General features: G+C 42.6%; 22 protein-coding genes. 5 read left to right on the top strand and 17 right to left on the bottom strand.

Annotated features, from left to right (window positions below):
• Nucleotides 1-74: 74 nt before the first annotated feature.
• The 13 genes from G4417_RS01490 to G4417_RS01430 all read right to left on the bottom strand — a co-directional run bounded on the left by G4417_RS01490 (nucleotide 75) and on the right by G4417_RS01430 (nucleotide 18986).
• A complete protein-coding gene (locus G4417_RS01490; RefSeq protein ID WP_330598074.1) occupies nucleotides 75-2294 on the bottom strand; it encodes an alpha-galactosidase in 2220 nt (739 codons plus the stop codon).
• Between the two features lie 114 nt (nucleotides 2295-2408).
• Complete coding sequence (gene mgrA / locus G4417_RS01485; RefSeq protein ID WP_173682370.1) at nucleotides 2409-3404, bottom strand: L-glyceraldehyde 3-phosphate reductase; 996 nt, start codon at nucleotides 3402-3404, stop codon at nucleotides 2409-2411.
• A gap of 123 nt (nucleotides 3405-3527) precedes the next feature.
• Nucleotides 3528-6710 (bottom strand): glycoside hydrolase family 2 TIM barrel-domain containing protein, encoded by a 3183-nt coding sequence (locus G4417_RS01480; RefSeq protein ID WP_173682369.1) that lies wholly within the window; start codon nucleotides 6708-6710, stop codon nucleotides 3528-3530.
• Nucleotides 6711-6854: 144 nt separating this feature from the next.
• Nucleotides 6855-7787: a helix-turn-helix domain-containing protein gene (locus G4417_RS01475; protein ID WP_173682368.1), complete on the bottom strand. Its 933-nt coding sequence runs from the start codon at nucleotides 7785-7787 to the stop codon at nucleotides 6855-6857.
• A 90-nt stretch (nucleotides 7788-7877) separates the two neighbouring features.
• On the bottom strand, nucleotides 7878-8183 hold the full coding sequence (locus tag G4417_RS01470; protein ID WP_008706557.1) for a YerC/YecD family TrpR-related protein: 306 nt from the start codon (nucleotides 8181-8183) through the stop codon (nucleotides 7878-7880).
• A 237-nt stretch (nucleotides 8184-8420) separates the two neighbouring features.
• Nucleotides 8421-9143, bottom strand: a complete 723-nt coding sequence (locus tag G4417_RS01465; RefSeq protein ID WP_173682397.1) for a phosphatase — start codon at nucleotides 9141-9143, stop codon at nucleotides 8421-8423.
• A 481-nt stretch (nucleotides 9144-9624) separates the two neighbouring features.
• Nucleotides 9625-10797 (bottom strand): multiple monosaccharide ABC transporter permease, encoded by a 1173-nt coding sequence (gene mmsB / locus G4417_RS01460; RefSeq protein WP_055059354.1) that lies wholly within the window; start codon nucleotides 10795-10797, stop codon nucleotides 9625-9627.
• A gap of 5 nt (nucleotides 10798-10802) precedes the next feature.
• On the bottom strand, nucleotides 10803-12341 hold the full coding sequence (gene mmsA / locus G4417_RS01455) for a multiple monosaccharide ABC transporter ATP-binding protein (protein ID WP_173682367.1): 1539 nt from the start codon (nucleotides 12339-12341) through the stop codon (nucleotides 10803-10805).
• A gap of 143 nt (nucleotides 12342-12484) precedes the next feature.
• Nucleotides 12485-13501, bottom strand: a complete 1017-nt coding sequence (gene chvE / locus G4417_RS01450; protein ID WP_420313643.1) for a multiple monosaccharide ABC transporter substrate-binding protein — start codon at nucleotides 13499-13501, stop codon at nucleotides 12485-12487.
• A gap of 268 nt (nucleotides 13502-13769) precedes the next feature.
• Nucleotides 13770-14867, bottom strand: a complete 1098-nt coding sequence (locus tag G4417_RS01445) for a sugar ABC transporter substrate-binding protein (protein ID WP_243100787.1) — start codon at nucleotides 14865-14867, stop codon at nucleotides 13770-13772.
• On the bottom strand, nucleotides 14867-16462 hold the full coding sequence (locus G4417_RS01440; protein ID WP_173682366.1) for a helix-turn-helix domain-containing protein: 1596 nt from the start codon (nucleotides 16460-16462) through the stop codon (nucleotides 14867-14869). The genes G4417_RS01445 and G4417_RS01440 overlap by 1 nt, the downstream gene beginning before the upstream one ends.
• 26 nt (nucleotides 16463-16488) lie before the next feature.
• Nucleotides 16489-17970 carry a sensor histidine kinase gene (locus G4417_RS01435; RefSeq protein ID WP_173682365.1) on the bottom strand — a complete coding sequence of 494 codons (1482 nt, stop codon included), beginning with the start codon at nucleotides 17968-17970 and terminating at the stop codon, nucleotides 16489-16491.
• Nucleotides 17967-18986, bottom strand: a complete 1020-nt coding sequence (locus G4417_RS01430; RefSeq protein WP_173682364.1) for a sugar ABC transporter substrate-binding protein — start codon at nucleotides 18984-18986, stop codon at nucleotides 17967-17969. The genes G4417_RS01435 and G4417_RS01430 overlap by 4 nt, the downstream gene beginning before the upstream one ends.
• 227 nt (nucleotides 18987-19213) lie before the next feature.
• Here G4417_RS01430 and G4417_RS01425 point away from each other — a divergent pair, with 227 nt between their 5' ends.
• The 5 genes from G4417_RS01425 to G4417_RS01405 all read left to right on the top strand — a co-directional run bounded on the left by G4417_RS01425 (nucleotide 19214) and on the right by G4417_RS01405 (nucleotide 23585).
• On the top strand, nucleotides 19214-19930 hold the full coding sequence (locus G4417_RS01425) for a polysaccharide deacetylase family protein (RefSeq protein ID WP_243872041.1): 717 nt from the start codon (nucleotides 19214-19216) through the stop codon (nucleotides 19928-19930).
• Between the two features lie 124 nt (nucleotides 19931-20054).
• Nucleotides 20055-20762 (top strand): YesL family protein, encoded by a 708-nt coding sequence (locus G4417_RS01420; protein WP_044955952.1) that lies wholly within the window; start codon nucleotides 20055-20057, stop codon nucleotides 20760-20762.
• On the top strand, nucleotides 20759-21685 hold the full coding sequence (locus G4417_RS01415; protein WP_173682363.1) for a TIGR01212 family radical SAM protein: 927 nt from the start codon (nucleotides 20759-20761) through the stop codon (nucleotides 21683-21685). Before G4417_RS01420 ends, G4417_RS01415 begins: the two co-directional genes overlap by 4 nt.
• Nucleotides 21686-21721: 36 nt before the next feature.
• Nucleotides 21722-22234 (top strand): DUF4364 family protein, encoded by a 513-nt coding sequence (locus tag G4417_RS01410; RefSeq protein WP_173682362.1) that lies wholly within the window; start codon nucleotides 21722-21724, stop codon nucleotides 22232-22234.
• 31 nt (nucleotides 22235-22265) lie between these two features.
• Complete coding sequence (locus G4417_RS01405; protein WP_173682361.1) at nucleotides 22266-23585, top strand: replication-associated recombination protein A; 1320 nt, start codon at nucleotides 22266-22268, stop codon at nucleotides 23583-23585.
• A gap of 40 nt (nucleotides 23586-23625) precedes the next feature.
• Here G4417_RS01405 and G4417_RS01400 read toward each other — a convergent pair whose 3' ends face one another.
• From G4417_RS01400 to G4417_RS01385, 4 genes are read right to left on the bottom strand one after another with little or no spacing between them, the layout of a single operon-like run.
• Complete coding sequence (locus tag G4417_RS01400) at nucleotides 23626-24249, bottom strand: AAA family ATPase (protein ID WP_119251100.1); 624 nt, start codon at nucleotides 24247-24249, stop codon at nucleotides 23626-23628.
• A 14-nt stretch (nucleotides 24250-24263) separates the two neighbouring features.
• The gene (locus tag G4417_RS01395; RefSeq protein ID WP_020993607.1) at nucleotides 24264-24974 is read right to left on the bottom strand and encodes an ABC transporter ATP-binding protein; all 711 of its coding nucleotides are present in this window, start codon (nucleotides 24972-24974) and stop codon (nucleotides 24264-24266) included.
• Nucleotides 24975-24986: 12 nt separating this feature from the next.
• Nucleotides 24987-25745 (bottom strand): ABC transporter ATP-binding protein, encoded by a 759-nt coding sequence (locus G4417_RS01390; protein ID WP_025578122.1) that lies wholly within the window; start codon nucleotides 25743-25745, stop codon nucleotides 24987-24989.
• Nucleotides 25746-25748: 3 nt separating this feature from the next.
• Complete coding sequence (locus tag G4417_RS01385; RefSeq protein WP_173682395.1) at nucleotides 25749-26804, bottom strand: branched-chain amino acid ABC transporter permease; 1056 nt, start codon at nucleotides 26802-26804, stop codon at nucleotides 25749-25751.
• Between the last annotated feature and the right edge of the window lies 1 nt (nucleotide 26805).

Raw genomic sequence — 26805 nt, 5'->3', positions numbered from 1 at the left:
CTGCTTTTTGTTGATTTTTTATTTCTGTCTATTGCTTTTCGTAACCTCCATAAGGAGCTTACCTGATTCGGTTATTATTTTGCAGTTAAAACATAAATTCTGGACTCATAGTCTGTGCATGGTTCGTCTTCACTTGTAGGTTCACCTGCTGTACAGTCTGTGGTGAGCAGTCCCAGATTCATCAGCTCATCCCCGTAGTTTTCTGTTCCATTATACTCATTTCTGTAGATAAGATCCGGATCCAGTCCCTGAAGCCGTACTCTGGTAAAATCTGCGTTTACTACATTTCTTTCCCTGTACCAGAATACCAGCGCTGTCTTTTTGTCCTCACTGACTGTCATCCACGCTGTTTCATTGCCCTCAAAAGGACTGTTCAGTCTGTAAAAAGTTCCAAACTGGATCAGTTCTCTGTATTCTTTCATAAAAGTGATCTGCTGTTTTACTTCACTGATTTCCTCATCAGACAGTTTATTCAGATCCAGCTCATATCCGAAAGTTCCAAAATAAGCTACATTTGCTCTTGTATGTAACGGAGTTTTGCGGTTTAACTGATGGTTTGGTACTACAGAAACATGACTTCCCATGGAGCTTACGGGATAACACATGCTTGTGCCGTACTGGATTTTCACACGCTCTGCCGCATCTGTATCATCACTGGTCCATCCCTGTGGTGCATAATAAAGGATTCCCGGATCAAAACGTCCGCCACCGCTTGCGCAGGACTCAAAGAGAATCTGCGGAAATGCAGTATTTAACCGCTCATACAGATCATACACTCCGAGAATATATCTGTGGAACACTTCTCCCTGACGGTCTGCAGGAAGTGCAGCTGAATAACATTCCGTAATACTTCTGTTCATATCCCATTTGATGTAGGAAACCTTTGCTTCTGAGAGGATTTTGTACATCATCTCATAAATACAGTCCACCACTTCTTTTCTGGAGAAGTCCAGCACATACTGATTTCTGCCATGACAGGAATGCCTCTGGGGTGTCTGCAGGATCCAGTCCGGATGTGCACGGTAAAGATCGGAATCCATATTCACCATCTCCGGCTCAAACCACAGACCAAATTTCATACCCATCTCTTCAATCCTGTCTGCGATTCCCTTGATTCCCTGCGGAAGACGCTCTCTGTTTGCCACCCAGTCACCAAGTCCTGCATAATCGTTGCTTCGTGCACCGAACCATCCGTCATCCAGCACAAATAATTCAACACCACATTCCTTTGCCTTTGCAGCAATTTCCACCAGACGGTCCTCTGTAAAATCAAAATAAGTAGCTTCCCAGTTATTGTTAAGGATTGGCCTGGGACGGTCTCTCCAGTAACCTCTTGCCAGTCTCTTCTGATATAATTTATGGAAAGTCTGGCTCATTCCATTCAGACCCTTATCAGAAAATACTACTACTGCTTCCGGAGTCTGAAAGCTCTCACCACAGTCCAGCTTCCAGTCAAAATTCTGGGGATTGATTCCCACAGTGATACGGGTTGTATCATGAGTATCCACCTCTGCCTGCATTCTGTGATTTCCACTGTAGATCAGGCTGAATCCCATCACTTCTCCTGCATTTTCTGTTGCCGACGGACGTCGGAGCACAATAAAGGGATTATGTTCATGGGAAGAATTTCCTCTGATGCTTCCCACAGACTGGATTCCCTGCTCTAATCTGCGTTCTTTCACATGACGTTCTCTGGACCATGCACCTGAAAACTGCATCCACACATAATCCTTGTCCGGCAGATCAAGACTGAGGCTCATTGCATTTAACAGATGTACTGATGATGTACCCTCGTTTGTAAATCTGGCACTTCTGGTGATGATTCCCCTCTGTGTAAAAATAGTATAAAGCAATTCCAATACAATTCCTGTTACTTCATCTTTCAATTTTACACATAAGGTCTGGGCTTCTTCGTCTTTCTCAGTATATGTAGCCGGAAGCCCCTGAAGTTTTGGTTTTCCAGCTGCAATTGTATAACTTACATAAGTAAAATCAGAAATCCTGCTGCCGTTTTCCTGAAGGATCTCCACTGCCGGATAACGGTAATCAGAACTACCATACACCGGATATTCCAGTTTCAGATGCTCCAGCGAAAATTTGCGGTTTCCCTCATAAACACAGGCTGTCATTGGTCGCTGCTTCATCTCAAGAAGATGTGAAAAATCTTCTCTGTCATGGATTCTTTTCCCAAAATAGAGATTTCCAAGATGTCCATTTGGAAGCACACACATAATATAACTGATTTCATTGTTGTATAAATGGAATGTCTTTGAACTTTCGTGATAAATAATCATAATTTTTCCTTTCCGCATATCTGTTATTCGCTGATAATTCCAGAAAATAATGCAATTCAGATTACATTACTCTTTCATATCATTTAAGAAAACAGTCTGTCAAGTGGATGTTTATTATAAGGCCAGCGAACACTCATCTATCTTCTTTAATTCCTCTTCACTGAAGGATGCACTGTCCAGCACTTTCAGATTCTCAAGAATCTGCTGTGGACGGGATGCACCGATAAGCACACTGGTTACGATTCCGTCACGGAGAATCCATTTCAGTGCCATCTGTGCAAGACTTTCCCCTCTTTCTGCTGCAATTGCATTCAAACTGCGGATACTGTTAAGACGTTCCTCGCTGAACTGATCTGCATGGAGAAAACGTCCGTCTGTGTTGACACGGCTGTCCTTCGGAATTCCGTTCAAATAACGGTCAGTAAGCATTCCCTGTGCCAGAGGACTAAAAGAAATAATCCCCTTTCTCTTCTCTGCAGCAGCCTGCTTCAGACCATTTTTCTCAATCGTTCTGTTAAAAATATTATATGAATTCTGATTAATGATAAAGGGACAGTGCAGTTCCTCCAGAATATCTGCGGCGCGTTTCATTGTCTCACCATCATAGTTGGAAATTCCAACATACAATGCCTTTCCGCTTCTGACAATCTGTGCCAGAGCCTCCATGGTCTCCTCAAGGGGAGTCTCCGGATCCATTCTGTGATGATAGAAGATATCTACATAATCCAGACCAAGACGTTTCAGGCTCTGGTCAAGACTGGCGATCAGATACTTGCGGCTTCCCCAGTTTCCATAAGGTCCCGGCCACATATCATAGCCTGCCTTTGTACTGACGATCAGCTCATCTCTGTATGCAGAAAATTCCTCTCTCAGGATTTTCCCAAAGTTTTCCTCCGCACTTCCAGGCTGTGGGCCATAGTTGTTTGCAAGGTCAAAATGTATAATTCCATTATCAAATGCTGTGAAGCACATCTGCTTCATATTCTCATAAACACCGGTATCTCCGAAATTATGCCATAAACCCAGAGATAACTCCGGCAGCATCAGCCCACTGGCACCACAGCGGTGGTATTTCATAGTTTCATAACGTTTTTCATCTGCCTGATACATAAGATAATTTCTCCCTTTTTCTGTAATCATACATCCTGTTCCACTTATTTTCAACAAATATTATTAGCATTATTAAAAAGCCACTTTCTGACTGAAAATGGCTTTTTTAACAAATAAACTATATTAAATCCCTTTAAAGCTAAATGAGAATTCCATCTTTCCGTCTACATTCAGCAGATATTCCTGATGGGTATATGCTCCCCAGCTGTCGTCACCGCCGATTCCCATCTGGCCTTTGGCTACGCGTACTACTGTGTAATGAATCTGCGGGAGTTCATATGGATGCATGGCATTTTCCATCTCATGTGGAGTGTATGGGAGTGCAGAGAACATCATTGATTCTCCATCCATTTCAAAGTACATTCCTCTGCCCTTGCGGTCTGTGACTTTCGCCCAGCGTACTTCCTCTTTTGCTCCGCATTCCTGCGGTACCATATATCTTGCTATGTTGTCTGCAACTTTGTTCTGGTAAATGCCCAGTTTTGCACCTTTTTTACGGTCTGCATAGGTTTCAGCTTCGCCCAGTCCATACCACTGAACGTTGTCGTAATCTGCATTGAATTTGAAAATCACCCCAAATTCCGGCATATCGCCAAGTTCTTTTACAGGATCATAAGTTAAAGTTGTCTTCACCTTTCCATCGCCGAATACTTCGTATGTGAGCTGACACTCACTGGCTGGTGTGGTTGGCATCAGATAGGTAAAGGCCACCTTTACAGAGTGATCTGTTTCTTCTGCCTGTGGTAAATTAGATGGGCCGTATGCACCTTTTCTGTATTCTTTGTGGCTTAAATACATGCTGGCGACTTTCCACTGTGCGTAGCGCATCTGCATAAGATTTCCACAGTCATTGTCTGTTGGTGCACGCCAGAAGTTTGGTTTCGGGATTGCCTCGATCATCTCTTTACCCGCATATTTATAGGAAACCAGACCACCATTGAGGACGGAGAACATTACTTCGAAGTGCTCGCCGCGGACACCAATGTTGTGTGTACTTCGGATGATCTGTGGCTTCTTTACAAACGCATCTGATACACATACATCTTTTTCCGCTGTAATCGCTGTTTCTGCTGAATCTGATTTTCCATCCGGAACATCCTCTTTCACCTGATATACATACTGTCCAAACGCGATCTCATGGCCTGCAGATGCCCACACTTTTTCCTCTTTCAGATGGAAGGAAACAGTGACTGTATATTCTCCGGCTGCTTCTGCTGTTTCAAAAGGCAGTTTATATTCTTTCTCACTCAATGGCTCAACTGCTGTTTCCAGTGCTTCTGTACGGATCACTTTTCCATTCTTTGCAAGTGTTACCTTACAGTCAAAAGTATCTGTATTTACAAAGAGATTCTTGTTAAGCACTTTTACTGTATCAGCTGTCACCTCTGCTGTAATATTCTGATAATTGAATTTCACTTCCTGCATCTTCGGAGATGGTTCTCTGTCACCGCCATATGCGATTCCGTTACCACTGAAATTATAGTCTGTAGGGCGTTCTCCGAAATCGCCGCCATATGCCTGGAACTCTTTGCCATAGCGGTCTTTCTTATAAATAGACTGGTCAATGTAATCCCAGATAAATCCGCCCTGATATTTGGGCTCTGTATCTGTCAGATCAGTATATTTGTGCATGGCACCGCAGGAATTTCCCATGGCATGTGTATACTCACAGCAGATAAACGGTTTGCTGTCATCCTTTTCCAGAAACTCTTTGATTGCTTCTACAGATGGATACATCTGGCTTTCCATATCACTGGTATCATTATAACTGCGGTCATGGAAAAGTCCCTCATAATGTACCAGACGGGTAGAGTCATTCTTACGGAAAAGCTGAGACATTTCATAGATATCTTTTCCGCCAAAAGATTCATTTCCACAGGACCAGATCAGGATTGCCGGATGATTCTTGTCTCTCTGATACATGGAGTTGGCACGGTCAAGCATCATATCCAGCCATTCCGGTTTGTTGTGAGGAACAACATGCGTATAATCCTTTGTAAATTCCGCCACATCCCAGGAACCATGGGATTCCAGGTTTGTCTCATCGATCATATAAATACCATATTCATCACAAAGCTGATAGATCAGTGATGTATCCGGATAATGGCAGGTACGGATGGCATTGATATTATTCTGCTTCATAATGCGAAGATCCTTGCGGAGTTCTTCCTCTGATACATGTCTGCCGCTGACAGAACTGAATTCATGACGGTTTACGCCCTTAAACACGATACGCTTTCCGTTCAGAGTCATAATGCCGTTCTTCATCTCGAAACGGCGGAATCCAACCTTCTGAGGAATCACTTCCTGAATATTTCCTGCTTCGTCATAAAGTTCAATTGTAAGATCATAGAGCTGCGGATCTTCTGCACTCCATAATTTTGGATTATTGATTTTCCATACAAAACTGTTCTGTACAGTCTTGCTGCTATTTGTTTTCTGAATATAAAATGGCTCTGCATTTGCTTCTTCATTTCCAGCTTCTGTAAGAGATTTTTTCTCTTCCAGCACACATTCTCCATCTTTCTCAAGTCTGAAAACAATGCTTCCCTTTCCCCATGTCTTTACCTTAATTTCAAGATCTGCTACATCCAGATTCTCTTCCGGGATTGCACGGATCTGGAGATCATATGCATGGGTATCCGGAACTGTATAAAGATACACATCTCTGTAAATTCCGGAGAAACGGAAGAAGTCCTGATCTTCGCACCAGCTGCTAGAGGTCCATTTGAATACCTGTGCTGCCAGCTTATTCTGTCCATCTTTAAGATAATCTGTCAGTTCAAACTCAGATGGAGTAAAAGAATCCTCACTGTAGCCAACAAAGGCTCCGTTCAGCCATAGTGCAAGTCCGCTCTCTGCTCCCTGGAAAGAAATAAACAATCTCTTTCCCTTCATATGTTCCGGCACTGTAAAATATTTCACATAGCTTGCAACCGGATTAAATCTCTCCGGAATCTGACCGGGATAAATTTCCTCATGTCCTTCCCATGGATACTGGACATTAGCATACTGGGGTGCATCATATCCTTCCATCTGGATATGTGCCGGTACATGAATGTCATCCCAGTCATAACAACAGTAATCCTCTTTCTCAAATCCCTGAACTGTGCTTTTGTAATTACGCGCATAATGAAACTTCCATAAACCGTTCAGACTGTAACGGAAAGAAGTTTCTGTTCCATCCTGCACAGCAGTCTGCATTTCATTCCCATCTCTATAATACACATGATCTGAATGAGCTTCCATTCGGTTATCGCAGAAATACTGTGGATCTTTTACCAGTGAATAATCAAATGCCTTCATACTCTTATGTTCTCCTCATGATTTGTTTTTTTATAACTGTTATCCTTCATAAGCAAGATTATAACATTATACCAATCCGCACAGTTTGCATATTTGACTATATAATATTCATTTTCGACTTTTATATATTCCAGTGTCTGATATTTACCATCCTTCCTCTGTCCGGATGTCAAACTTCAGGAGCAGCTGCTCATAATTTTCTCCCTTTTTTCGCCACTCTGCAGGTGACATTCCCATCAGCTTCCGGAAATTCCGGTTAAAAGCAGAATCCGATGCAAAACCACATTCCGTACCTATGTCAGTTGCTGACCTGTCTGTCTTTTTCAGTTTTTCACAGGCAGTACGGACACGTATCAGATTTATATACTCTACAGGGCTCATATGCATACATCCGGAAAAAATCCTGCGGAAATGTGACTCACTTAAATGACAGTTTGCAGACAACTGCTCTATCTTTATATTCTCTCTGTAATGATCTGAAATGTAATCTAATGTATCCGAAATGATCCGCATACTCCTGCTCTGCTCTTCATAAAGCATTTCCTGTTCTGGAGTTCGGTTCAACCGTGCAATCCGCACCAGCAAAGCCATAAGAAGCCCTGATGCCTCCTGAATATAAAACTCAGCTTCTCTGCGCATGATATCCATAATTCTGATAATACACTCAGCTATAAGCGGTTCCTCTTCCTCGTTCATCAACAATGCCCCTGAGTTGATCCTTCGCAGCATTTTCTCAGCCTGCACAGTATTCTCACAATTCTTTTGCAAAAATCCCTCAACATCCACAAACAGATACTCCCATTTACAGACCGTATTTCCCATGCTGTTTGTGGTATGAGGAAACCGTTCCGGGATCACAGTAAACTGCCGCCCTGTAAACTTCCTTTTCTCCTCTCCCAGAGTCAGGATTCCCTCTCCATAATAGCAAAAACCAATCTCCATAAAATTATGAAAATGAAGCTCCTCTATACCGGTTCCATAATTCTGCACCCAGCGCTCTCCCAGAAGAGGAAGGATAGGACTTCCTGCAGGCATATAATAATAGCGTAATTCTATTTTAGGTTTCTTTTTTTTCATAATTTTTTATCTGAAAACTCCCTATACAAAAAGGCAGGTGATCTTCACCTGCCCCACAATAGCACTGCATTTATTCAGCCTTCCGCTATCTTATTCCCCTTTAGTTTCCTTCTCTGCCATTCTTGAAAACACCATCTCATATCCGTCATTTCCATAATTCAATGAACGATTCACACGACTGATCGTTGCTGTGGAAGCTCCGGTTTTCTCCGAAATATCAAGATAGGTTCTCTTGTCCATCAGCATCTTGGCAACCTCAAAACGCTGTGATAAGGAAAGAAGTTCATTGATCGTGCATACATCTTCAAAGAAAGTATAACACTCTTCTTTATCCTTCAGACATAAAATCGCTTCAAAAAGCTGATCTACAGCCTCTGTTCTGATTTTTTTACTCATTTTCATGCTCCTTTTAGAACTCTGTACTTCACTGGGCGGACATTTGTCTTTAAAATGTCCGTGTTATATTTCTAACAGTGATATTTTACCACGTTAAATTATAGGAAGCAAGCCTTTAACCTAAAAGAAATTACAGATTTTTTAATTTTCTCACAAAAACCTCTTTCGAAGAGTAAGGCAGATAAAATCATTCTCTTTGCGACACGGCTCTACACAAAATAACTGCTTCTCAGTTTATCAGAATTTACGATTCACATACTTCCTTATTGCATCCACAGACTGATTAAGAACCAGCTCTTCCGGAAAATCCAGTTTCTCCAGCAGATCTCTCGCCAGATCAAACTCCCCGATTAACAGATCAAAATGAGCATCACTGTCCATCACCACCGGGACCTGATATTTCTTACACAGATTCAGCATCACAGTATCATTCTCCACCGCATTCTGCCGGTTACAGTCCGGATCCATAGAATGATTATTCAGTTCCAGAACCTTCCCATATTCCTTCGCACCCTGAACCAGTGCCTCATAATCGATTTCATATCTCCCATCATCCGGATGCCCGATAATATTTACATACGGATTCTTCATTACATTCAGATAGCTTTCTGTATTCTCCAGCTTAGATCCCGGCTTCATGCATGGCATATGCAGACTGGCGATCACCACATCCATCCTCTCCAACGTCCGCTGCGCCAGATCCACAGTCCCCTGTGCATCCAGAATATTCACCTCAGACCCCAGAAGCAACTGAATCCCATACATCTCCCTGGGCACAATTTTCAGATTCTCAAAATAATACTTATGACAGGTCCCCGGCATAGCAGGCGCATGCTCCGTAATCCCCAGAACCTCCAGTCCCTTATCTGCGGCCGCTTTCGCCATCTCCCTCAGAGAACAATATGCATGACCACTCACCAAAGTATGTGTATGCAAATCCAACACAGAACTATATCTCATAACAACCCACTCCTCACTTCGTACAATATTCCCCCTCATTATACGACCATCCTTCTACCTCCACAAGCAAATTTTCCGTCCACCCATTTTTATCGTCCATTTTTACTCAATCCAACACCCCAAAAATCGCCAGCAGCCAGCGCAGAAAAATAGTGTGTTTGATGTGCATTTGCAGGTATCTTAGATATTCTTAGGTCAAAAAAATCTGCGTTATGAGCCGGCTGTATCACTGTCTGAGCGGAGTCTGCGACGGAGCGAGTTTGAGAAGCCGGCTCATGCCTTTAGCAGATTTTCTTGGCCTTAGAATATCTTAGATACCGAAACCGCACATCAAACACACTATTTTTCTGCGCGTCCCCTGTCAAGTCAAACAGATATTCGCAATTAAAGCAGGAGACTTACTTGATTCGGTAAAAAAACAGGGCCTGCACCCTGCAAGCCCTGCCAAAAATTCCTATTCAAGGAGGAATATACAATTTTTTTATTTCACAATAAAGGATTTCCTCTTACTAACAACATCAAAGATAACCGCTGCCAGCAGAACCAGACCTTTAACAACCTTCTGCAGGTTCTGGTCAATACCCATGATACTCATACCTAAGTTCAGAACACCCATCAGCAATGCACCAATGATAACCCCCGGAACTGTACCGGTTCCGCCATAAGCAGAAGCACCACCAATGAAACAAGCACCAATCGCATCCATCTCAAAGTTTGTACCAGCCTGAGGATTGGCAGAATTCAGACGGGCCATAGTAACCATACCTGCAATAGCAGCCAGAAGACCCATATTCAGATAAGCAAGGAAATAAACCTTATTTGTATTAATACCGGAAAGCTTTGTAGCCTTCTCATTACCACCAACTGCATAGAAATAACGTCCTGTAGTTGTCTTGGAGGCAATATATGTATAGATTGCAATGATCACAGCTACCCAGATCAGAGAATTCGGAATACCTTTATACTGAGCCAGACGGAACATAAAAGCAAGAACAACTACACAAATCAGAATCATCTTAACTGCAACACCACCAAAAGCATCTACACTGTACCCTTTCTTCACACGATCTGCACGATTCTTCAGAACAAGTAACACATATACAATACAGACAATAATACCAACTACAAAACAGATAAGATTAAATCCCTCTTTCCCAAATGGATCCGGAATATAATTGTTAAACAGTGCCAGGTAAGAATCAGGCATTGGTGCCAGTGTCTGTCCCTGTAAAACTACGTTTGAAAGACCACGGAACGCAAGCATACCAGCCAGAGTTACAATAAACGGTGGGATTCTTACATATGCAATCCAGAATCCCTGCCATGCACCGATGGCAATACCTGTAAGCAACATAACCAGCATTGTAAGATATGGGTTCATACTGTTGAGAACCATCATCTTACCGCCAACTGCTGCTACAAAACATACAACAGAACCAACAGAAAGGTCAATATTACCACCAGTCAGAATACAGAACAACATACCTGTTGCAAGGATAAATACATACGCATTCTGGGCTACAAGGTTATTCACATTCTGAGGAAGAAGCATAACCCCCTTTGTATTTACAGCAAACATGATGACTACCAGAACAAGAACAAGCACCATGGTATATTTCTTTAATATCTCTGAAAAACTAATCTTTTTTTCCATCTTCTTTACGCTCCTTTTCCTGATTTTACGATCTTGGACATGATCAGTTCTGATGTGGCCTCTTCTTTGCTGACCTCACCTACGAACTTGCCCTCATTCATGATATAGATTCTATCTGACATTCCAAGTACTTCCGGAAGTTCAGAAGAAATCATGATGACAGATTTTCCTGCTGCTACCAGATCGTTGATAATACAGTAAATTTCGTATTTTGCACCTACGTCAATACCACGGGTAGGCTCATCCAGGATCAGAATATCCGGCTCTGTAAACATCCATTTTGCAAGAAGGACTTTCTGCTGGTTACCACCACTTAAGTTGCCTACATTCTGCTCGACAGACGGACATTTTGTTTTCAACTTCTTTCTGTAATCCTCTGCCACCGCATATTCTTTATCTGTGTCAATAACCTTTCCATTACTGACTCCCTTCATATTTGCAAGAGAAGTATTCATCTTAATGGATTTGGAAAGTATCAGACCATTTCCTTTTCTGTCCTCTGTAACATAAGCAAGCTTGTTATCGATTGCTTCCTGTACAGTATTCAGCTTCACTTCTTTTCCGTTCATGAATACCTGACCGGAAATCTTAGTTCCATAACTTTTTCCGAAAATACTCATTGCAAGCTCTGTACGTCCTGCACCCATAAGTCCGGAGATACCTACTACTTCTCCCTTATGCACCTTAAATGATACATTATCTACTACTTTTCGCTCTGAGTACAGCGGATGATAGACATTCCAGTTCTTAACCTCCATGGAAACATCCCCGATCTTTACATCCGGACGTTTCGGGAATCGATCTGTCATCTCACGACCTACCATACCCTGAATAATACGCTGCTCGGAAAAGTCATCTTTTTTCTTATCCAGAGTCTCGATAGTAGAACCATCACGGATAACTGTAATCTTATCCGCAACATAAGAAATTTCATTTAATTTATGGGAAATGATAATAGATGTCATACCCTGTTCCTTAAACTTCAGAAGCAGTTCCAACAAAGCCTGAGAATCATCCTCATTTAAGGATGCAGTAGGCTCGTCCAGGATCAGCAGCTTTGCATTCTTTGCCAGCGCCTTGGCAATTTCTACCAGCTGTTGTTTACCTACACCAATATCCTTAATCAAAGTTCTGGAGGATTCTTCAAGTCCCACTATTTTAAGATATTTATCAGCCTCTCCATAAGTCTCATTCCAGTTAATAGATAAGGAACTTCCTCTTTCATTACCCAGATACATATTTTCACCGATCGTCATATATGGGATCAGCGCCAGTTCCTGGTGAATGATTACAATTCCTTTTTCTTCACTGTCTTTAATTGTATTAAATTTACAGATTTCACCGTTATAAATAATATTACCATCGTATGTTCCATACGGATAAATACCACTTAATACATTCATCAGGGTAGATTTACCGGCTCCATTTTCACCGACCAGAGCGTGGATCTCGCCCTCTTCCACCTGAAGATTAACGTTATCCAGTGCTTTTACACCTGGGAAAGTTTTGGTAATATTTTTCATTTCCAGAAGTATCTTAGCCAATTTTGTTTCCCTCCCTTTTATAAATCATGCCTGCGACGGGCAGCCCTATAGCAATCCCAGGAAATACTGAATTACATTATTTTCTGGGATTGCTATAGATTAACACAGGCGGGTGGTATTCCCGCCTGTATGATCAATTTTTATTACTTAATCTGATCTTCTGTATAGTATCCGGAATCGATCAGCATTTCTTTGTAATTGTCAACCGTGACAACAACCGGATCGCAAAGGTATGTCGGGATAACACCTGTGCCATTATCATAGGATTCTGTATCATTAATTTCCGGTTCTTCACCTTTCATGATGGAATCAACCATTCCAACAACTGCTGTTGCAAGAGCACGTGTATCCTTGAATACGGACATAGCCTGTTTTCCTGCTACAAGGTTCTTAACATTTGGTGTATCACAGTCCTGACCTGTGATGATCGGATATTCTCCTGTGTAGGAAGCTGCAAGAGCATTTTCTACGCCAAGTGCTGTAGAGTCATTGGAGCAGAGAACTGCGTCAAGGTTGGAGCCATCTGAGTAGTTACCTGCGATAATTGTATCCATTCTGTCCTGAGCCTTTGCACTGTCCCAGTTAGCAGTTGCAACCTGCTCAAATTCTGTCTGTCCGGATTTAACTACCAGCTTACCTTCATCAATATATTTCTGAAGTACATCCATTGCTCCGCCGAAGAAGAAGTTACAGTTATTGTCACCAGGATCACCTGTGAACAGCTCAATATTAAACGGTCCGTCCTGATTGTCGAGATCAAGTGCATCTACTAAATATTCGCCCTGTTTCTGACCTACCTTGTAATTATCAAATGTTGCATAATAAGTAACTGCATCTGAGTTCATAAGCAGACGGTCATAAGAAATAACCGGGATTCCTGCTTCTTTAGCCTGTTTCAGCGGCTCACCAAGACTGCTTCCGTCGATAGATGCCACAACCAGAAGATCACATCCGTTTGCAACCTGATTCTCAAGCTGTGAAACCTGTGTGCTTACATCGTTGGATGCATACTGAAGGTCTACTTCATAGCCGGCTGCTTCCAGCTCTTTCTTCATGTTCTCGCCATCCTGATTCCATCTCTGAAGATCTTTTGTAGGCATTGTAACACCGATCAGTTTCTTGTCATCCGCTTTAACAGCTACTCCCGGGATAACTACCATTCCAGCTACCATTGATGCACAAAGAATTGCAGATACGACTTTCTTTCTCATTGTAAAAATCCTCCATTTCTTTTTACGTTTCTCACGTTTTCTTGATGATGTTACTATAGCACAGGGCAATCTGGACATGGTTGGCAAGAAACAAGACATTTTAAGAAAAACAAAAAATGCCCTGCACAGGACAGGACATTTTTGTTGCAAGATAATGCTATATACTAATTTACTCTTACATCTGCAAAAGCAGCCGGATAATCTCTGAATATTTTATTTAACTGTAATCCGCATTCAGATAAACTTCATCTCTGCGGTGGAAACCTCCTTCAATGATCACCTTATCTATATTCTCTTTTGTCACTGCAGTTGGTTCAAGGATGCAGGAAGGAATCTCATAAGTTCCGTCATTTACTGTTTCTGTCACATCTTCCAGTTCTGCAACTCCCTTTCCACTACCCATTTCCACTGCATATTTCGCTGCTTTTCTTGCCAGATCTTCAATTGGTTTAAAAGCAGTCATATACTGTGTTCCTTCTACTATTCTCTGACAGGCTGCAAGATCTCCATCCTGACCTACAACAACCACATTTCCGGCAAGCTGATTCTCTGCCAGTACCTGTACGACCTGACTGGCAATGTCATCATTTCCGCACATAATTCCCTTAACATGAGGATATTTTTCCAGGGCTTCCTCCACATATCCGGCAGCCAGTTCTGCTGTCCAGCCATCACAGTTAGCTTCATAAACCACATGCAGATCTGTGTCTGCAAGCATATCATCAAACCCCTGTTTCACCATCTGGACATTATTATCTGAAGAGGATCCCTGTATCATAAAGACATCTCCTCCCTGAGGAAGTGCATTGACAAGTGCCTGTGCCATGATCTCACCCACCTTACGGTTATCAAAGGAAATGTACAAATCTGTATTGGCATTATTGACCATTCTGTCATAGGAAATAACTGAAATTCCCGCACTCTGTGCCTTCTGTATGGCATCTGAAAGTGCTCCACAATCTCTTGCGATCACAACGATCACATCCACCTGCTTATTTATAAAGTATTCAATCTGACTGATCTGCTCTTTGACATCTGCACCTGCATCCTGCACATTTACCTCTGCTCCCAGTTCTCTGGCAGTCGCCACAAATACATCTCTGTCACGGATCCATCTTTCTATAACAAAAGAATCCACTGTAAGTCCGATCTGCACCTTATCCTCTTCCTTATTCTCTTCTGCTGTTTCTTCATTCTTATTCTGTTTTTGTTCTGAAGAGGAACCACATCCTGTCAGCAGTATCATCCCTGTACAAAATGCCAGTATTCCAAGCAGCAGCTTTCCGCAATTCTTTTTTGTCTTATATAATTTCATCAGCCTAACCTCTCTCTGAACTCACTAGGCGTAACTCCTTCATACTTCTTGAAAATCCTGCTGAAGTAATTGGGATCACTGTATCCTGACTGTGCACATATTTCCTTAATGGAAAGTCTGGAATCCTGCAGAAGTTCTCTGGCATTTTTCAGACGTATTTCTGTAAGATATTCAATAAAGTTCTTACCTGTTTCCTGTTTAAAAAGTTTACTGAAATAATACGGACTGATATCTACCTCTCTTGAAACATCATCCAGAGAAATATCACTGCGGAAATTTTCATTGATATATTCCTTTGCTCTGTCAATAATACTGCCAGCTTCTTTTTCCTTGGAATTCTCCAGTTTCGTACAGATTTCTCTCGTCTTATCCAGAAACCACTTCTTCAGATTTTCTATATCCGTACAGGACTGAAGCTCCCGGATATAGCTTCTCCTGCTGTTAACATTATATTTCAAAGTTCCTGCAAAGAATGCCCTGCGTTCCGCATTCATCACCATCTCCAGGATTTTAATCTCAATGTCTTCTCTTGTGACGGCCTGCTGACTGTGCATCCATTCAAAAAATCCCTCTGCGCAGTTCATCGCTCCCGCAGCATCCTTCTCAAGGATCCTCTTCTGATATCTGATTTCCAGGTCTCTTGGATATTCCCCGTCATATTTCTGTGCCGCCGGTACATCCTCGATATGCACTACATGACTGATGCTCTCTCTCAGTGCGACCACCGCTTCCTTAAAAGATTCCTTCACGCTTCCAAGTTCTTTGACTCTTCCGATTCCACAGCGGAACATACTGTCGATCCGGTTTTCAAATTTATGTACCATATTTCTGGCTCTTGTGACAATTGCAACTCTGTCTTCGTAATCTTCTTTCGCATTTTCATAAGGAACAAGCAGTACGATCCTGTTTCCCATAATAGGACCTACAAGGCATTCAAAGAATCCCTGTGCGATTTCACGAAAAGTAGAATAAAATTTGTTTGCCTTTACACTTGCACCTACTGCATTACTGAGCACCCCATTTTCCATAGAATCTCCAAATTCTATGACCATCATATAACCGTATTTCTGACGGATATCAAGAAGCTGTGTATAATTATCCTGATAAGTAACAAAATCATCCTGCAGAAGAATATTATTGATATATCCACTCTCAATCATAGGTACCACTGTCTCCAGTTTCTCTCTGATCAGGAGATCATCGCTTCTCTTCTGCCGTATCTGATCTACCTTTGTCATCATCTTCGCGCAGGTTTCCAGAATTACTTTCTTATTTACAGGTTTTGTGAGAAATTCCTGAACTCCCAGGTTCACTGCTTCTTTTGCATAATTAAACTTATCATATGCAGTTATGATCACAAAAACTGCTGAACTGTTAAATTTCTGAATTTCCCTGATTGCCTGGATTCCGCTTATTCCCGGCATCTGGATATCCATAAAACAGATATCCGGCGAATATGCCTGTGCCATCTCCACCACAACTCTGCCTGACTTTGCACAGTGGATCTCACATTCATTTCCATATTCAGTTTCAATAATTTTCTTTAATGATTCCAGCATGATACCTTCATCATCTGCCAGCAAAATTCTATACATCTTCTCTCACTCCCATAATACTTCTCTTAGTTTTCATGCACAGGTATATAGATTACTGCTTCTGTGCCTTTTCCTTCACCTTCACTGTTAATCTCCATAAGCCCTGATTCCTCATAATAAAGTTCCAGACGACTGATCACATTATTCATACCGATTCCTGTAGAATCACCTTCTTCATTTCTGTGCTCTCTGTTTCCTGACAGAACACCCTCTATCTGTTCCTGCGTCATTCCCTTTCCATTATCTTTCACGCTGATACGTATATAATCTGCATCTCCTGTAACTGTGAGATGTATTTTTCCTTCCCATTCAATGTCACGTATTCCATGATTGACTGCATTTTCCACAACCGGCTGCAAGATCATACTTGGCATACGCACATTCTCCAGTGATTCATCCACCTCCTTGCTGAAATGGATATCTCCGGCGAACCGGACATTCAGGATATAAATATAGTTATCAACAGCCTCCAGTTCTTCTCCCAATGTGGCGTCTTCCTGTCCTTTTTTTACATTATAGCGGAAAAAATCCGCCATTTTCTCTACAAAAATCCCGGTCTGCTCTGCATCCTCCATCATTGCAAGCTGTGCTCCTGCATTCAGGGAATTAAACAGAAAGTGCGGATTGATCTGTGACTGAAGATATTTCAGCTGTGCTTCTTTCAGATGATTTTCCATAAGAAGCTCCCTCTCCATCATCTGCTGCTCTTTCTCCATACTTGCTTTCGTCCTTGCCATATACAGATCAAGATTCTCTACCATTGTATTAAACGCTCTGGTTACTGTTCCCAGTTCATCCTGTGCATCTGTATCGTGCATCTTTACATGGAAATTTCCCTGACCTACCAGTTGTGCTGTCTCTGCCATATTGGAAAGGGGAACAAACATATTTCTGGTGGCCTGGATGAGCAGAAGCATTCCACCGGCTACAATTATGATCATAATAACTGAATTGCTTATCTCCAGATATCTCATCACTGCACGAAGTACTGCATAAGTACTGGAGTTCTCCTGAAACATCAGGTTATTCAGTTCGTCAATAGATGACTGGATATATCTGTAAAGCTTTGTTGCATCATCATATTTACGCTTATACTGCTCAACGTTCCTTCCTCGTTTGGCAGCTACCGTTTCCGCAGTACAGTCCAGATATGTTTCCGACATTTTCCGGATATTCCGTTCCAGCAGTTTTACGGGATCATTGATATTATCTTCATTAAGTTTCTCAAGTTCATTTCTGTATTTTGCCTCATTCTGATAATAATCAAGAAGTGTCTGAGAATTCTTAACCTTAAGATACTTATACATATTATCCTGTACTTTCTCAAATACCTGTGAAAGTTCGGTAAGCTCTGCATTACTGGCATAAACATTATCCATCTTTTGCATGGAATTATTGATTCGCACATAAAAAAGCATATTCATGGCAAAAAGAAGGACTGCGATCATACCCACCTCTATAACGATTTTACTGACCAGTGAAAAATCTTTCCAGCGCAGCTGCTTCATCCGGACACCCCCTTCCTTCTCATTTCCCGTACTGCATTTTTGTCCAGGAAATTAATATCTACATTATAATAGGAATTGGTCCTTCCATCCTTCTGATATGCTGTCAGAGCTTCTATACTGTATCTGCCAAGCTGCTCTGTATCCACATCACAGGTAACAGAGATTACTCCCTTTTCCACTGCTGTAAGAATATCTTCGGAACTGTAATATCCTATGATTGTAACCTTTCCTGCAAGATTAAAGTCCAGCACTGCCTGACGTGCACATTCTGTAGTCTCTTCATCCATACACACAAGAATATCCGGTATTTTATCTCTCTGCTGAAAAATATCTGTTACCGCTTCTTCTGTCTCAAAAGTTCCGGTTAAGCGAAGATTTTTTCCGGTTATCTGGATATTTTGCAAAGAGCCTGCCTTTGCCTGGGCTGCATTGCTGATCTGTGTATATATCTGGCTCTGGTTCATATCATCAATATTTTTCTTCAACAGAATAAGAATACTTTCCGTATCCTCAGTCACATATTCCGCTACCTTTTCGCCATAGGCACTTCCAAGCTGATAATCACTGACACCCACGAAACTCTGACGCTTACTGTGAACTGCATCTCCCATTACAGTGACAACCGGAATTCCTTTCTGAACAGCCTCATTTATCTTCGCTTCCAGTCCCTGCTCCCCACTGTATTGCAGGATGATCCCGTCTGAATTTGAAGCAATACTCATATTCATATAATCAAGCTTACTGTAATCGCTCTCCCTTCCACTGCCTCTCAGTTCAAGAATTGCATCATTCTTCTGCGCCCATTCCTGTGCACAATCATAAACCGCTTGCCAGAAAGAAGAATTCGGACTGTCTACGATCATATCGTATTTATATTTACACATCACCTCATTCTTCTCTTCCAGACTGCTCCCCCTGGACAGTCCCTCACAATAAGACTCTCCTATCATATAAAAAAGCACTAAAATTCCTGCCAGTGCAAAGAAAACCAGCAGTTTTGTCCGTTTCTTTTTCATCTCAATCTCCGTAAATTCTTTCTTCTATATTTTGCAGAATCTATTATACAATAAATCGGTATGAATTGCTTTCTTTTTTTCATATACTGTAATGATTACATCTGCCACCTGCTGTCTCTTTCATTCTGACACAGATATTCACACCCTGTGTTCCGGAGTCAGAGGGATATTTTTATGAGGAGTATCTTTGCATGAAGCGGACTTTAATATTTTTTGAAATATTATGCATGATTTTTTTTCTGCTCTTTTCTTCTGTTGACAGACGCACACAGTTCCTTACTTCACTGGCAGGTCCCGGTATGCTTTCCCTTGTAAAACAGGCATCTGCAAAAGCTACAGCTTCTGAGAATTTTTTAACTGACACCACCGCCGGGCTTCCCGTCGAAGAACCTCCCAGAATCGCACTGACCTTTGATGACGGTCCTAATGCCCGGTATACCCCCATGCTTCTGGATGGATTAAAAAAAAGAAACATCAGGGCATCTTTCTTTCTGATAGGCGAGAACATTGAAGGAAATGAAGATATACTCCTGCAAATGCGAAAAGACGGACATCTTATCGGAAATCACACCTGGGATCATGTACAGCTTGACAAGATCCCGGCGGAGAAGGCCCGACTGGAAATTGAAAAAACAAATAACAGAATCTATGAAGCTTCCGGAATTTACCCTTCTTATGTGCGACCGCCTTTCGGCGCATGGATCAAGGATATGGAACTTTCTGTCACCATGCTTCCCGTATTCTGGGATGTAGACACCCTGGACTGGCAAAGCAAAAACATTGATTCTATCCTGTCTATCGCCCAGAAACAGATTCATGACGGTTCTATCATCTTGATGCATGACGGCTATCAGACATCTGTGGATGCAGCCCTGAAAATCGCTGATCTTTTTACTGAAAAAGGCTATGTTTTTGTCACTGCAGACCAGCTCCTGCTCACATAAAAGATTTGCTTTTTCCTGTCTGATTCGTTATACTGTTATACAGAGCTTGTACAGATTTCTCTGTAGCAGGATTATTCACAGAGTATGCTGTACATCATTATATACAAAAGGAGTAATTAAACGAATGGACAGACTATTTAACATGGACAACAAATTCTTCACCGTCATGGGACGTGTGGCTGATCTTATTATGCTTAATGTGGTCTTTCTGATCTGTTGTCTGCCAATCGTGACTATTGGTGCGTCACTGACTGCACTCCACTATGTCACACTGAAAATGGCACGTAACGAAGAATCTTATATTATCAGAAGCTTCTTCAAATCCTTTAAGCAGAACTTCAAACAGGCAACTGTCATCAATCTTATCATGCTTGCAGTTGCAGCTATCCTTTACATGGATTTGCGTATTGTAGGTAATATCGGCGGAACAATGTCTCAGGTATTGTATATCGTTTTCTTTGCATTTGGTATCCTTTATATGATGGTATTTCTGTATATTTATCCGGTGCTTGCCAAATTCTACAACTCCATCAAAAACACCTTCCGCAATGCATTCCTGATGGCTATCCGTCATCTTCCGTATACAGTCCTGATGGCAGTCATCACTCTGTTACCTGCAGGCGTGTTTTTTATTAAAAGTTTCCGCATACAGTCCATGGCCATCATGCTTCTGTGCCTGTTTGGATTTGCACTGGAGGCATTTATCAACGGACATTTTCTGGTAAAGATTTTTGATAATTATATTCCGGCTGATGCAGATACCCAGGATACAGACCTTCAGAACGGAAACTCTGCTGAAACTTCATCAGCAGAAAATGATCACACAGTATGACCAAATGGGGAGAGAAACCATACCACTCTCTGGACTATATGCTCAGAGACCGGTTTGGAGAAAAAGTTTATAAGGTCACGCTAAACGGCGGCATGTCCTGTCCCAACAGGGACGGTAAGATTGGAACCCGCGGCTGCATCTTCTGCAGCGCAGGAGGAAGCGGAGATTTCGCTGCAGATGCCGCACTTTCCATCACTGACCAGATAGAAAGCCAGATCAGTATCCTTTCACAGAAACGTCCGATTCATAAATATATTGCCTATTTCCAGGCATACACAAATACCTACGCACCTGTGAAATATCTGGAGAAAATTTTTACAGAAGCAATCTCTCATCCAAAGATAGTTGCACTTTCCATCGGCACCAGACCAGACTGCCTCAGTCCTGAAATTGTGACACTTTTGTCCCGGTTAAATAAACAGAAACCTGTCTGGATTGAACTTGGACTTCAGACGATCCATGAATCCACTGCCAGGTATATCCGAAGGGGATATCCTCTCTGCATTTTTGATGATGCCGTAAAACGCCTGCGAAAAGAAAATATCGAAGTAATCGTGCATACAATCCTCGGATTGCCCGGTGAAAACACAGCAGATATTCTGGAAACTATGGAATACCTCAACCATATGGATATTCAGGGAATCAAACTGCAGTTACTTCATGTGCTTCGCGGCACTGATCTGGCAGCAGATTACGAGAAAGGACTGTTTCAGACTTACGAACGGGATGAATACATCTCTCTCCTTATAAACTGTCTGGAACATCTCAGACCGGATATGGTTATACACCGCATCACAGGCGACGGCCCCAAAGATCTGCTGATCGCACCGCTGTGGGCAAGCCGTAAACGAGAAGTATTAAATATGCTGCATCACAGAATGAAAGAAGAACAAACCTACCAGGGAAGACTGTTTTCACACTAAAAGATTCTCTGCTACTCTACGCAAAGGAGGGATAAAATGGCAACACCATTCACAGTTTATAAATTAATCGTATTATATATGCTTCAGAATACTGAAAAAACCCTGACAAATTCCCAGATTTCGGAATTTATCCTGGACCGGGAATATACAAACTATTTCCATCTCCAGCAGGCAATCTCAGAACTGGTAGAAGCAGAACTGATCACCATGGACACCCGTTCCAATGTCTCCCATTACCAGATTACCGAAGATGGCATAAAGACTCTCTCCTTTTTCCAGAAAGATCTCTCTCCTGAGATCAAACAGGAAGTCAGAGAATACCTGAAATCCACCGGCTTCAAAGCCCAGGAGCGAATCGTCACTCCTGCCGATTATTACATCACCAAACAGGGAACCTATTCTGTAAGATGCCAGCTCATCGAAAAGGGCAACTCCCTCATCGACCTGAACATCGCAGCTCCTAACCTTGAGGCAGCACAGTCAATCTGTAAAAAATGGTCCACACATTACCAGGAAATATACGGAAAAATAATGGAAGAGCTCTTATAGTGCTCTTCCATACTTTATGGAGAAAAAAACTATGGATTTATTTGAATACGCCAAATCAAAAACCCTGGACCAGGAATCCCCTCTGGCATCCAGACTACGCCCCACAACTCTGGATGAAGTTGTAGGGCAGCAACACATCATCGGAAAAAACACCTTATTATACAGGGCTATCAAAGCTGACAAACTGACCTCCGTCATCTTCTACGGTCCTCCCGGAACCGGCAAGACCACCCTGGCAAAAGTAATCGCCAACACTACCAGTGCAGAATTCACCCAGATCAACGCCACTGTAGCAGGCAAAAAAGATATGGAAGCAGTTGTAAAAGAAGCCCAGCAAAACCTGGGTATGTACGGCAAAAAAACAATCCTCTTCATAGACGAGATCCACCGCTTCAACAAAGGCCAGCAGGACTATCTCCTCCCATTCGTAGAAGACGGAACCATCATCCTTATCGGAGCCACCACAGAAAATCCATACTTCGAGGTAAACGCAGCCTTAATCTCCCGTTCCATCATCTTCGAACTGAAATCCCTGGAGATCTCCGAAGTCAAAGAACTTATCCTTCGTGCAGTCAACGACAAAACAAAAGGAATGGGAAACTATAAAGCCCGGATAGATGAAGACGCCCTCGACTTCCTTGCAGACATGGCAGGCGGCGACGCCAGAAATGCCCTCAATGCCATCGAACTGGGCATCCTCACTACCCCCCGAAGCGAAGACGGCCTTATCCACATCACCCTGGATGTGGCATCTCAGTGCATCCAGAAACGCGTCGTCCGCTACGACAAAAACGGAGACAACCACTACGACATCATCTCCGCCTTCATCAAAAGCATGCGTGGCTCAGACCCTGACGCAGCAGTCTACTACCTTGCAAAAATGCTCTACGCCGGAGAAGACGTCAAATTCATAGCCCGAAGAATCATGATCCTCGCCTCCGAAGACATCGGAAACGCCGACCCCCAGGCCCTCTGCGTAGCAGTCGCCGCAGCTCAGGCAGTAGAACGCGTAGGAATGCCCGAATCCCAGATCATTCTCTCCCAGGCAGTCACCTACATGGCCTGCGCTCCAAAGAGTAATTCCGCCGTCAACGCCATCTTTGCAGCCATGGACTCCGTCAAACGCACCAAAACCACCGTCCCGCCCCATCTCCAGGACGCACACTACGGAGGCCACGAAAAACTAGGCCACGGAATCGGCTACAAATACGCCCACGACTACCCCAACCATTACGTAGACCAACAATACCTCCCCACCGAAATCCAGGGAGAACACTTCTACGAACTCTCCGAAATGGGCTACGAAAAAAAACTAAAAGAATACCAAACAAAAATCAAATCCCAATCTTAGGCTAAAAAAGGCAGCCTCCAAAGAGAGACTGCCCTTTTCATCATTTAATTCCCATAACGTTCATCTGCGCCAAAATCGCATCCACACACTTCTCAAATCCAAGCTTTCCTGCATTCAGACACAGATCATAATTCGTCGCATCACTCCAGTCCCCACCGGCAAATTTGCGATAATAATCCTGCTTTCTCTTATCATCTTTGCGAAGAAACTTCTCAATCTCCTCATCACTGCCGCTGATCTTCTCTCTGGACTTCTCCACACGAAACTCCCAGGGTGCATGAACAAACACCCGCAAAGTATTCGGTCTGTCCTTAAACACATAATTCACACAACGCCCAACGATCACACAGGATTCCTTCTCTGCCAGATCCGTTGCAATCTTCGCCTGATAATTAAAAATATTCTCATCAGAAACGAATCCCTTCTGATCCGGTGCGATCAGATCTCCTTTATATAACCCTGTCTTATTAAACAGAGATGCCTTCACACTGGAGCCTTCCTCCACCTGTCCAAAAAGCTTCACATCAATCCCGCTCTCATCAGAAGCCATCTGAATGATCTGCTTGTCATAGAAAGAAACTCCCAGTTTCTCTGCCAGCATCTTACCGACGGTACGTCCGCCACTTCCATACTGTCTCGCAATGGTAATTACAAAATTCTCCATAAAATCCCTCCTGTTTACTCTCCAAGATAAGCTTTCTGAACAGATTCATCATGAAGAAGATCACTTGCCTTGCCTTCCAGTGTAATCCTTCCGGTCTCAAGGACATAAGCTCTGTCAGCGATAGAAAGAGCCTTCTTCGCATTCTGCTCAACCAGAAGAACCGTTGTGCCACTCTCACTTACCTCTTTAATGATATCAAAAATCTCATTTACAAAGATCGGTGAAAGGCCCATGGACGGCTCGTCCATCAGAATAATCTTCGGCTGGCTCATCAGCGCACGTCCCATGGCGAGCATCTGCTGCTCACCACCACTTAAGGTACCTGCAGTCTGATTCTGACGTTCCTTCAGACGCGGAAAACGTTTATATACTTTCTCAATGGTCGCATCAATCTCATTTTTATCAGATCTTGTAAAAGCACCCATCTTCAGATTCTGAAGAACAGTCATATTTGCAAACACACGTCTTCCTTCCGGAACATGTGCCATACCCATTGTTACGATCTTGTGAGGCGGAACCTTTGTGATGTCCTGTCCGTCATAAATAATATGTCCTGATTTTGCACGAAGAAGCCCTGTCACTGTATGCAGAGTAGTAGTCTTACCGGCACCATTGGCACCGATCAGAGCAATAACTTCACCTTCATTTACAGAGAAAGAAACACCCTTCAATGCCTGAATCATTCCATAATAAACCTGTATGTCCTGTACTTCCAGTAATGCCATCTGTCTCTCCTCCTATTCTCCAAGATATGCCTTGATAACTTCCGGATCATGGAGCACATCTGAAGTCTTGCCCTGTCTCAGAACATGACCGAAGTTCAGTACAGTCAGCTCCTCACAGATACCTGAAACCAGCTTCATATCATGCTCGATCAGAAGAATGGTCATATCAAAGTTATCACGAACAAAACGGATGGTATCCATCAGTTCCTCAGTTTCATTGGGGTTCATACCTGCAGCCGGCTCATCCAGAAGAAGAAGCTTCGGCTTTGTTGCCAGTGCTCTGGCAATCTCCAGCTTTCTCTGTTTACCATAAGGAAGGTTGGATGCAAGGATATCTGCCTCTTTGTCCAGATCAAACACTTTAAGAAGCTTCATTGCTTCCTCATTCATGGTTTTCTCAACCTTAAAGTATTTCGGAGTATGTACAATACTTGTAAAAAGGCTGTATTTATCATGATTGTGAAGTCCTGCTTTTACATTGTCCAGCACACTCATCTGATGAAACAGACGGATATTCTGGAATGTTCTGGCGATTCCCGCCTTGTTGATATCAATGGTACTCTTTCCGGTGATATCCTGTCCGTCCAGATTGATGATTCCCTCGTCCGGCTTATACACACCTGTAAGAAGGTTAAAGATTGTAGTCTTACCGGCACCATTCGGACCGATCAGACCATAAAGCTGTCCTTTCTCGATGGAGACATGGAAATCATCCACTGCATGAAGACCGCCGAATGAAATATTTAAATGATTTACTTCCAGCAATGCCATAGCTTATGCCTCCTTTTTCTTAAATTTACTGAAAAGACGCTCTCTCATCTCGATTGCCTTAGGTGCCCAGTTGATCAGCATCATTACGATCAGCACGATTGCATAGAACAGCATACGGTAATCACTGAGTCCACGCAGAAGCTCCGGAAGAAGGTTCAGAATCACTGCCGCAATAATAGAACCACGCATATTTCCAATTCCACCGAGAACTACGAATACCAGGAACATAATGGACATGTTATAACCGAAGTTCTTCGGAAGTGCTGTTAAAGTTGCAAGATTATGAGCATAAAGCACACCGCCGATACCGGCTAATGCTGCTGAGATTGCAAATGCTTTCAGTTTATATTTTGTGATATCAATACCAATAGATTCCGCTGCAATACGGTTATCACGGATTGCCATGATCGCACGTCCGTCTCTGGAATTAATCAGATTCAGAACTACGAATAAAGTAACCAGGATCAGAACCACACCTATGGTGAAAGTTGACTGTCTCGGTGTACCTGTGATACCCATGGCACCACTGATGAGCATTTTCCCACCAGGCTCCATTCCAAGAGACATCTGATCTTTCATGGAAAAATGGATTCCGTTACTGTCGATTCCCACATAAAGTACATTGATGATATTTTTAATGATCTCACCAAATGCCAGTGTTACGATAGCAAGGTAGTCACCTTTCAGACGAAGTACAGGAATACCGATCAGGAATCCAAAGATACCTGCACATACAGCTCCGATGATCAGAGCAACGAAGAAACGAAGTCCTGCATTTGTAAATGTATCCATAGTTGCCTTTGTAAATGCTGCACTGGTGAAAGCACCGATACACATAAATCCGGCATGGCCAAGGCTTAACTCACCCAGGATACCAACCGTCAGGTTCAGAGAAAGTGCCAGGATAATATATACACAAAGAGGCACCAACAGACCCTGCATCAGGTTGGAAAGCAGATTCCCTGCGATCATTCCCTGTACGATCAGATATGCTGCAAGAACCATTCCGTATGTAATGAGATTGCTTTTTGTTGTTTTGTTTAATTTCTTCTTTTCCATG

The sequence above is a fragment of the Blautia wexlerae genome (genome assembly GCF_013300825.1).
Taxonomy (GTDB): Bacteria; Bacillota; Clostridia; order Lachnospirales; family Lachnospiraceae; genus Blautia_A; species Blautia_A wexlerae_B.
Note: the sequence above shows the minus strand (reverse complement) of the source record. Positions and strands in the feature narration are given on the sequence as shown.

What these genes read in the sequence shown, in the direction of transcription:
- G4417_RS01465 (WP_173682397.1), bottom strand. Translation starts at nt 9,143, where the DNA reads ATGAGATATAGTTCTGTGTTGGATTTGCATACACATACTTTGGTGAGT.
- G4417_RS01475 (WP_173682368.1), bottom strand. Translation starts at nt 7,787, where the DNA reads ATGAAAAAAAAGAAACCTAAAATAGAATTACGCTATTATTATATGCCT.
- G4417_RS01390 (WP_025578122.1), bottom strand. Translation starts at nt 25,745, where the DNA reads ATGGCATTGCTGGAAGTAAATCATTTAAATATTTCATTCGGCGGTCTT.
- G4417_RS01470 (WP_008706557.1), bottom strand. Translation starts at nt 8,183, where the DNA reads ATGAGTAAAAAAATCAGAACAGAGGCTGTAGATCAGCTTTTTGAAGCG.
- mmsB (WP_055059354.1), bottom strand. Translation starts at nt 10,797, where the DNA reads ATGGAAAAAAAGATTAGTTTTTCAGAGATATTAAAGAAATATACCATG.
- G4417_RS01430 (WP_173682364.1), bottom strand. Translation starts at nt 18,986, where the DNA reads ATGAAAAAGAAACGGACAAAACTGCTGGTTTTCTTTGCACTGGCAGGA.
- G4417_RS01490 (WP_330598074.1), bottom strand. Translation starts at nt 2,294, where the DNA reads ATGATTATTTATCACGAAAGTTCAAAGACATTCCATTTATACAACAAT.
- G4417_RS01480 (WP_173682369.1), bottom strand. Translation starts at nt 6,710, where the DNA reads ATGAAGGCATTTGATTATTCACTGGTAAAAGATCCACAGTATTTCTGC.
- G4417_RS01445 (WP_243100787.1), bottom strand. Translation starts at nt 14,867, where the DNA reads ATGAAATTATATAAGACAAAAAAGAATTGCGGAAAGCTGCTGCTTGGA.
- G4417_RS01440 (WP_173682366.1), bottom strand. Translation starts at nt 16,462, where the DNA reads ATGTATAGAATTTTGCTGGCAGATGATGAAGGTATCATGCTGGAATCA.
- mgrA (WP_173682370.1), bottom strand. Translation starts at nt 3,404, where the DNA reads ATGTATCAGGCAGATGAAAAACGTTATGAAACTATGAAATACCACCGC.
- G4417_RS01435 (WP_173682365.1), bottom strand. Translation starts at nt 17,970, where the DNA reads ATGAAGCAGCTGCGCTGGAAAGATTTTTCACTGGTCAGTAAAATCGTT.
- G4417_RS01415 (WP_173682363.1), top strand. Translation starts at nt 20,759, where the DNA reads ATGACCAAATGGGGAGAGAAACCATACCACTCTCTGGACTATATGCTC.
- G4417_RS01385 (WP_173682395.1), bottom strand. Translation starts at nt 26,804, where the DNA reads ATGGAAAAGAAGAAATTAAACAAAACAACAAAAAGCAATCTCATTACA.
- G4417_RS01405 (WP_173682361.1), top strand. Translation starts at nt 22,266, where the DNA reads ATGGATTTATTTGAATACGCCAAATCAAAAACCCTGGACCAGGAATCC.
- G4417_RS01400 (WP_119251100.1), bottom strand. Translation starts at nt 24,249, where the DNA reads ATGGAGAATTTTGTAATTACCATTGCGAGACAGTATGGAAGTGGCGGA.
- G4417_RS01425 (WP_243872041.1), top strand. Translation starts at nt 19,214, where the DNA reads ATGATTTTTTTTCTGCTCTTTTCTTCTGTTGACAGACGCACACAGTTC.
- G4417_RS01395 (WP_020993607.1), bottom strand. Translation starts at nt 24,974, where the DNA reads ATGGCATTACTGGAAGTACAGGACATACAGGTTTATTATGGAATGATT.
- G4417_RS01420 (WP_044955952.1), top strand. Translation starts at nt 20,055, where the DNA reads ATGGACAGACTATTTAACATGGACAACAAATTCTTCACCGTCATGGGA.
- chvE (WP_420313643.1), bottom strand. Translation starts at nt 13,501, where the DNA reads ATGGTAGTTATCCCGGGAGTAGCTGTTAAAGCGGATGACAAGAAACTG.
- G4417_RS01410 (WP_173682362.1), top strand. Translation starts at nt 21,722, where the DNA reads ATGGCAACACCATTCACAGTTTATAAATTAATCGTATTATATATGCTT.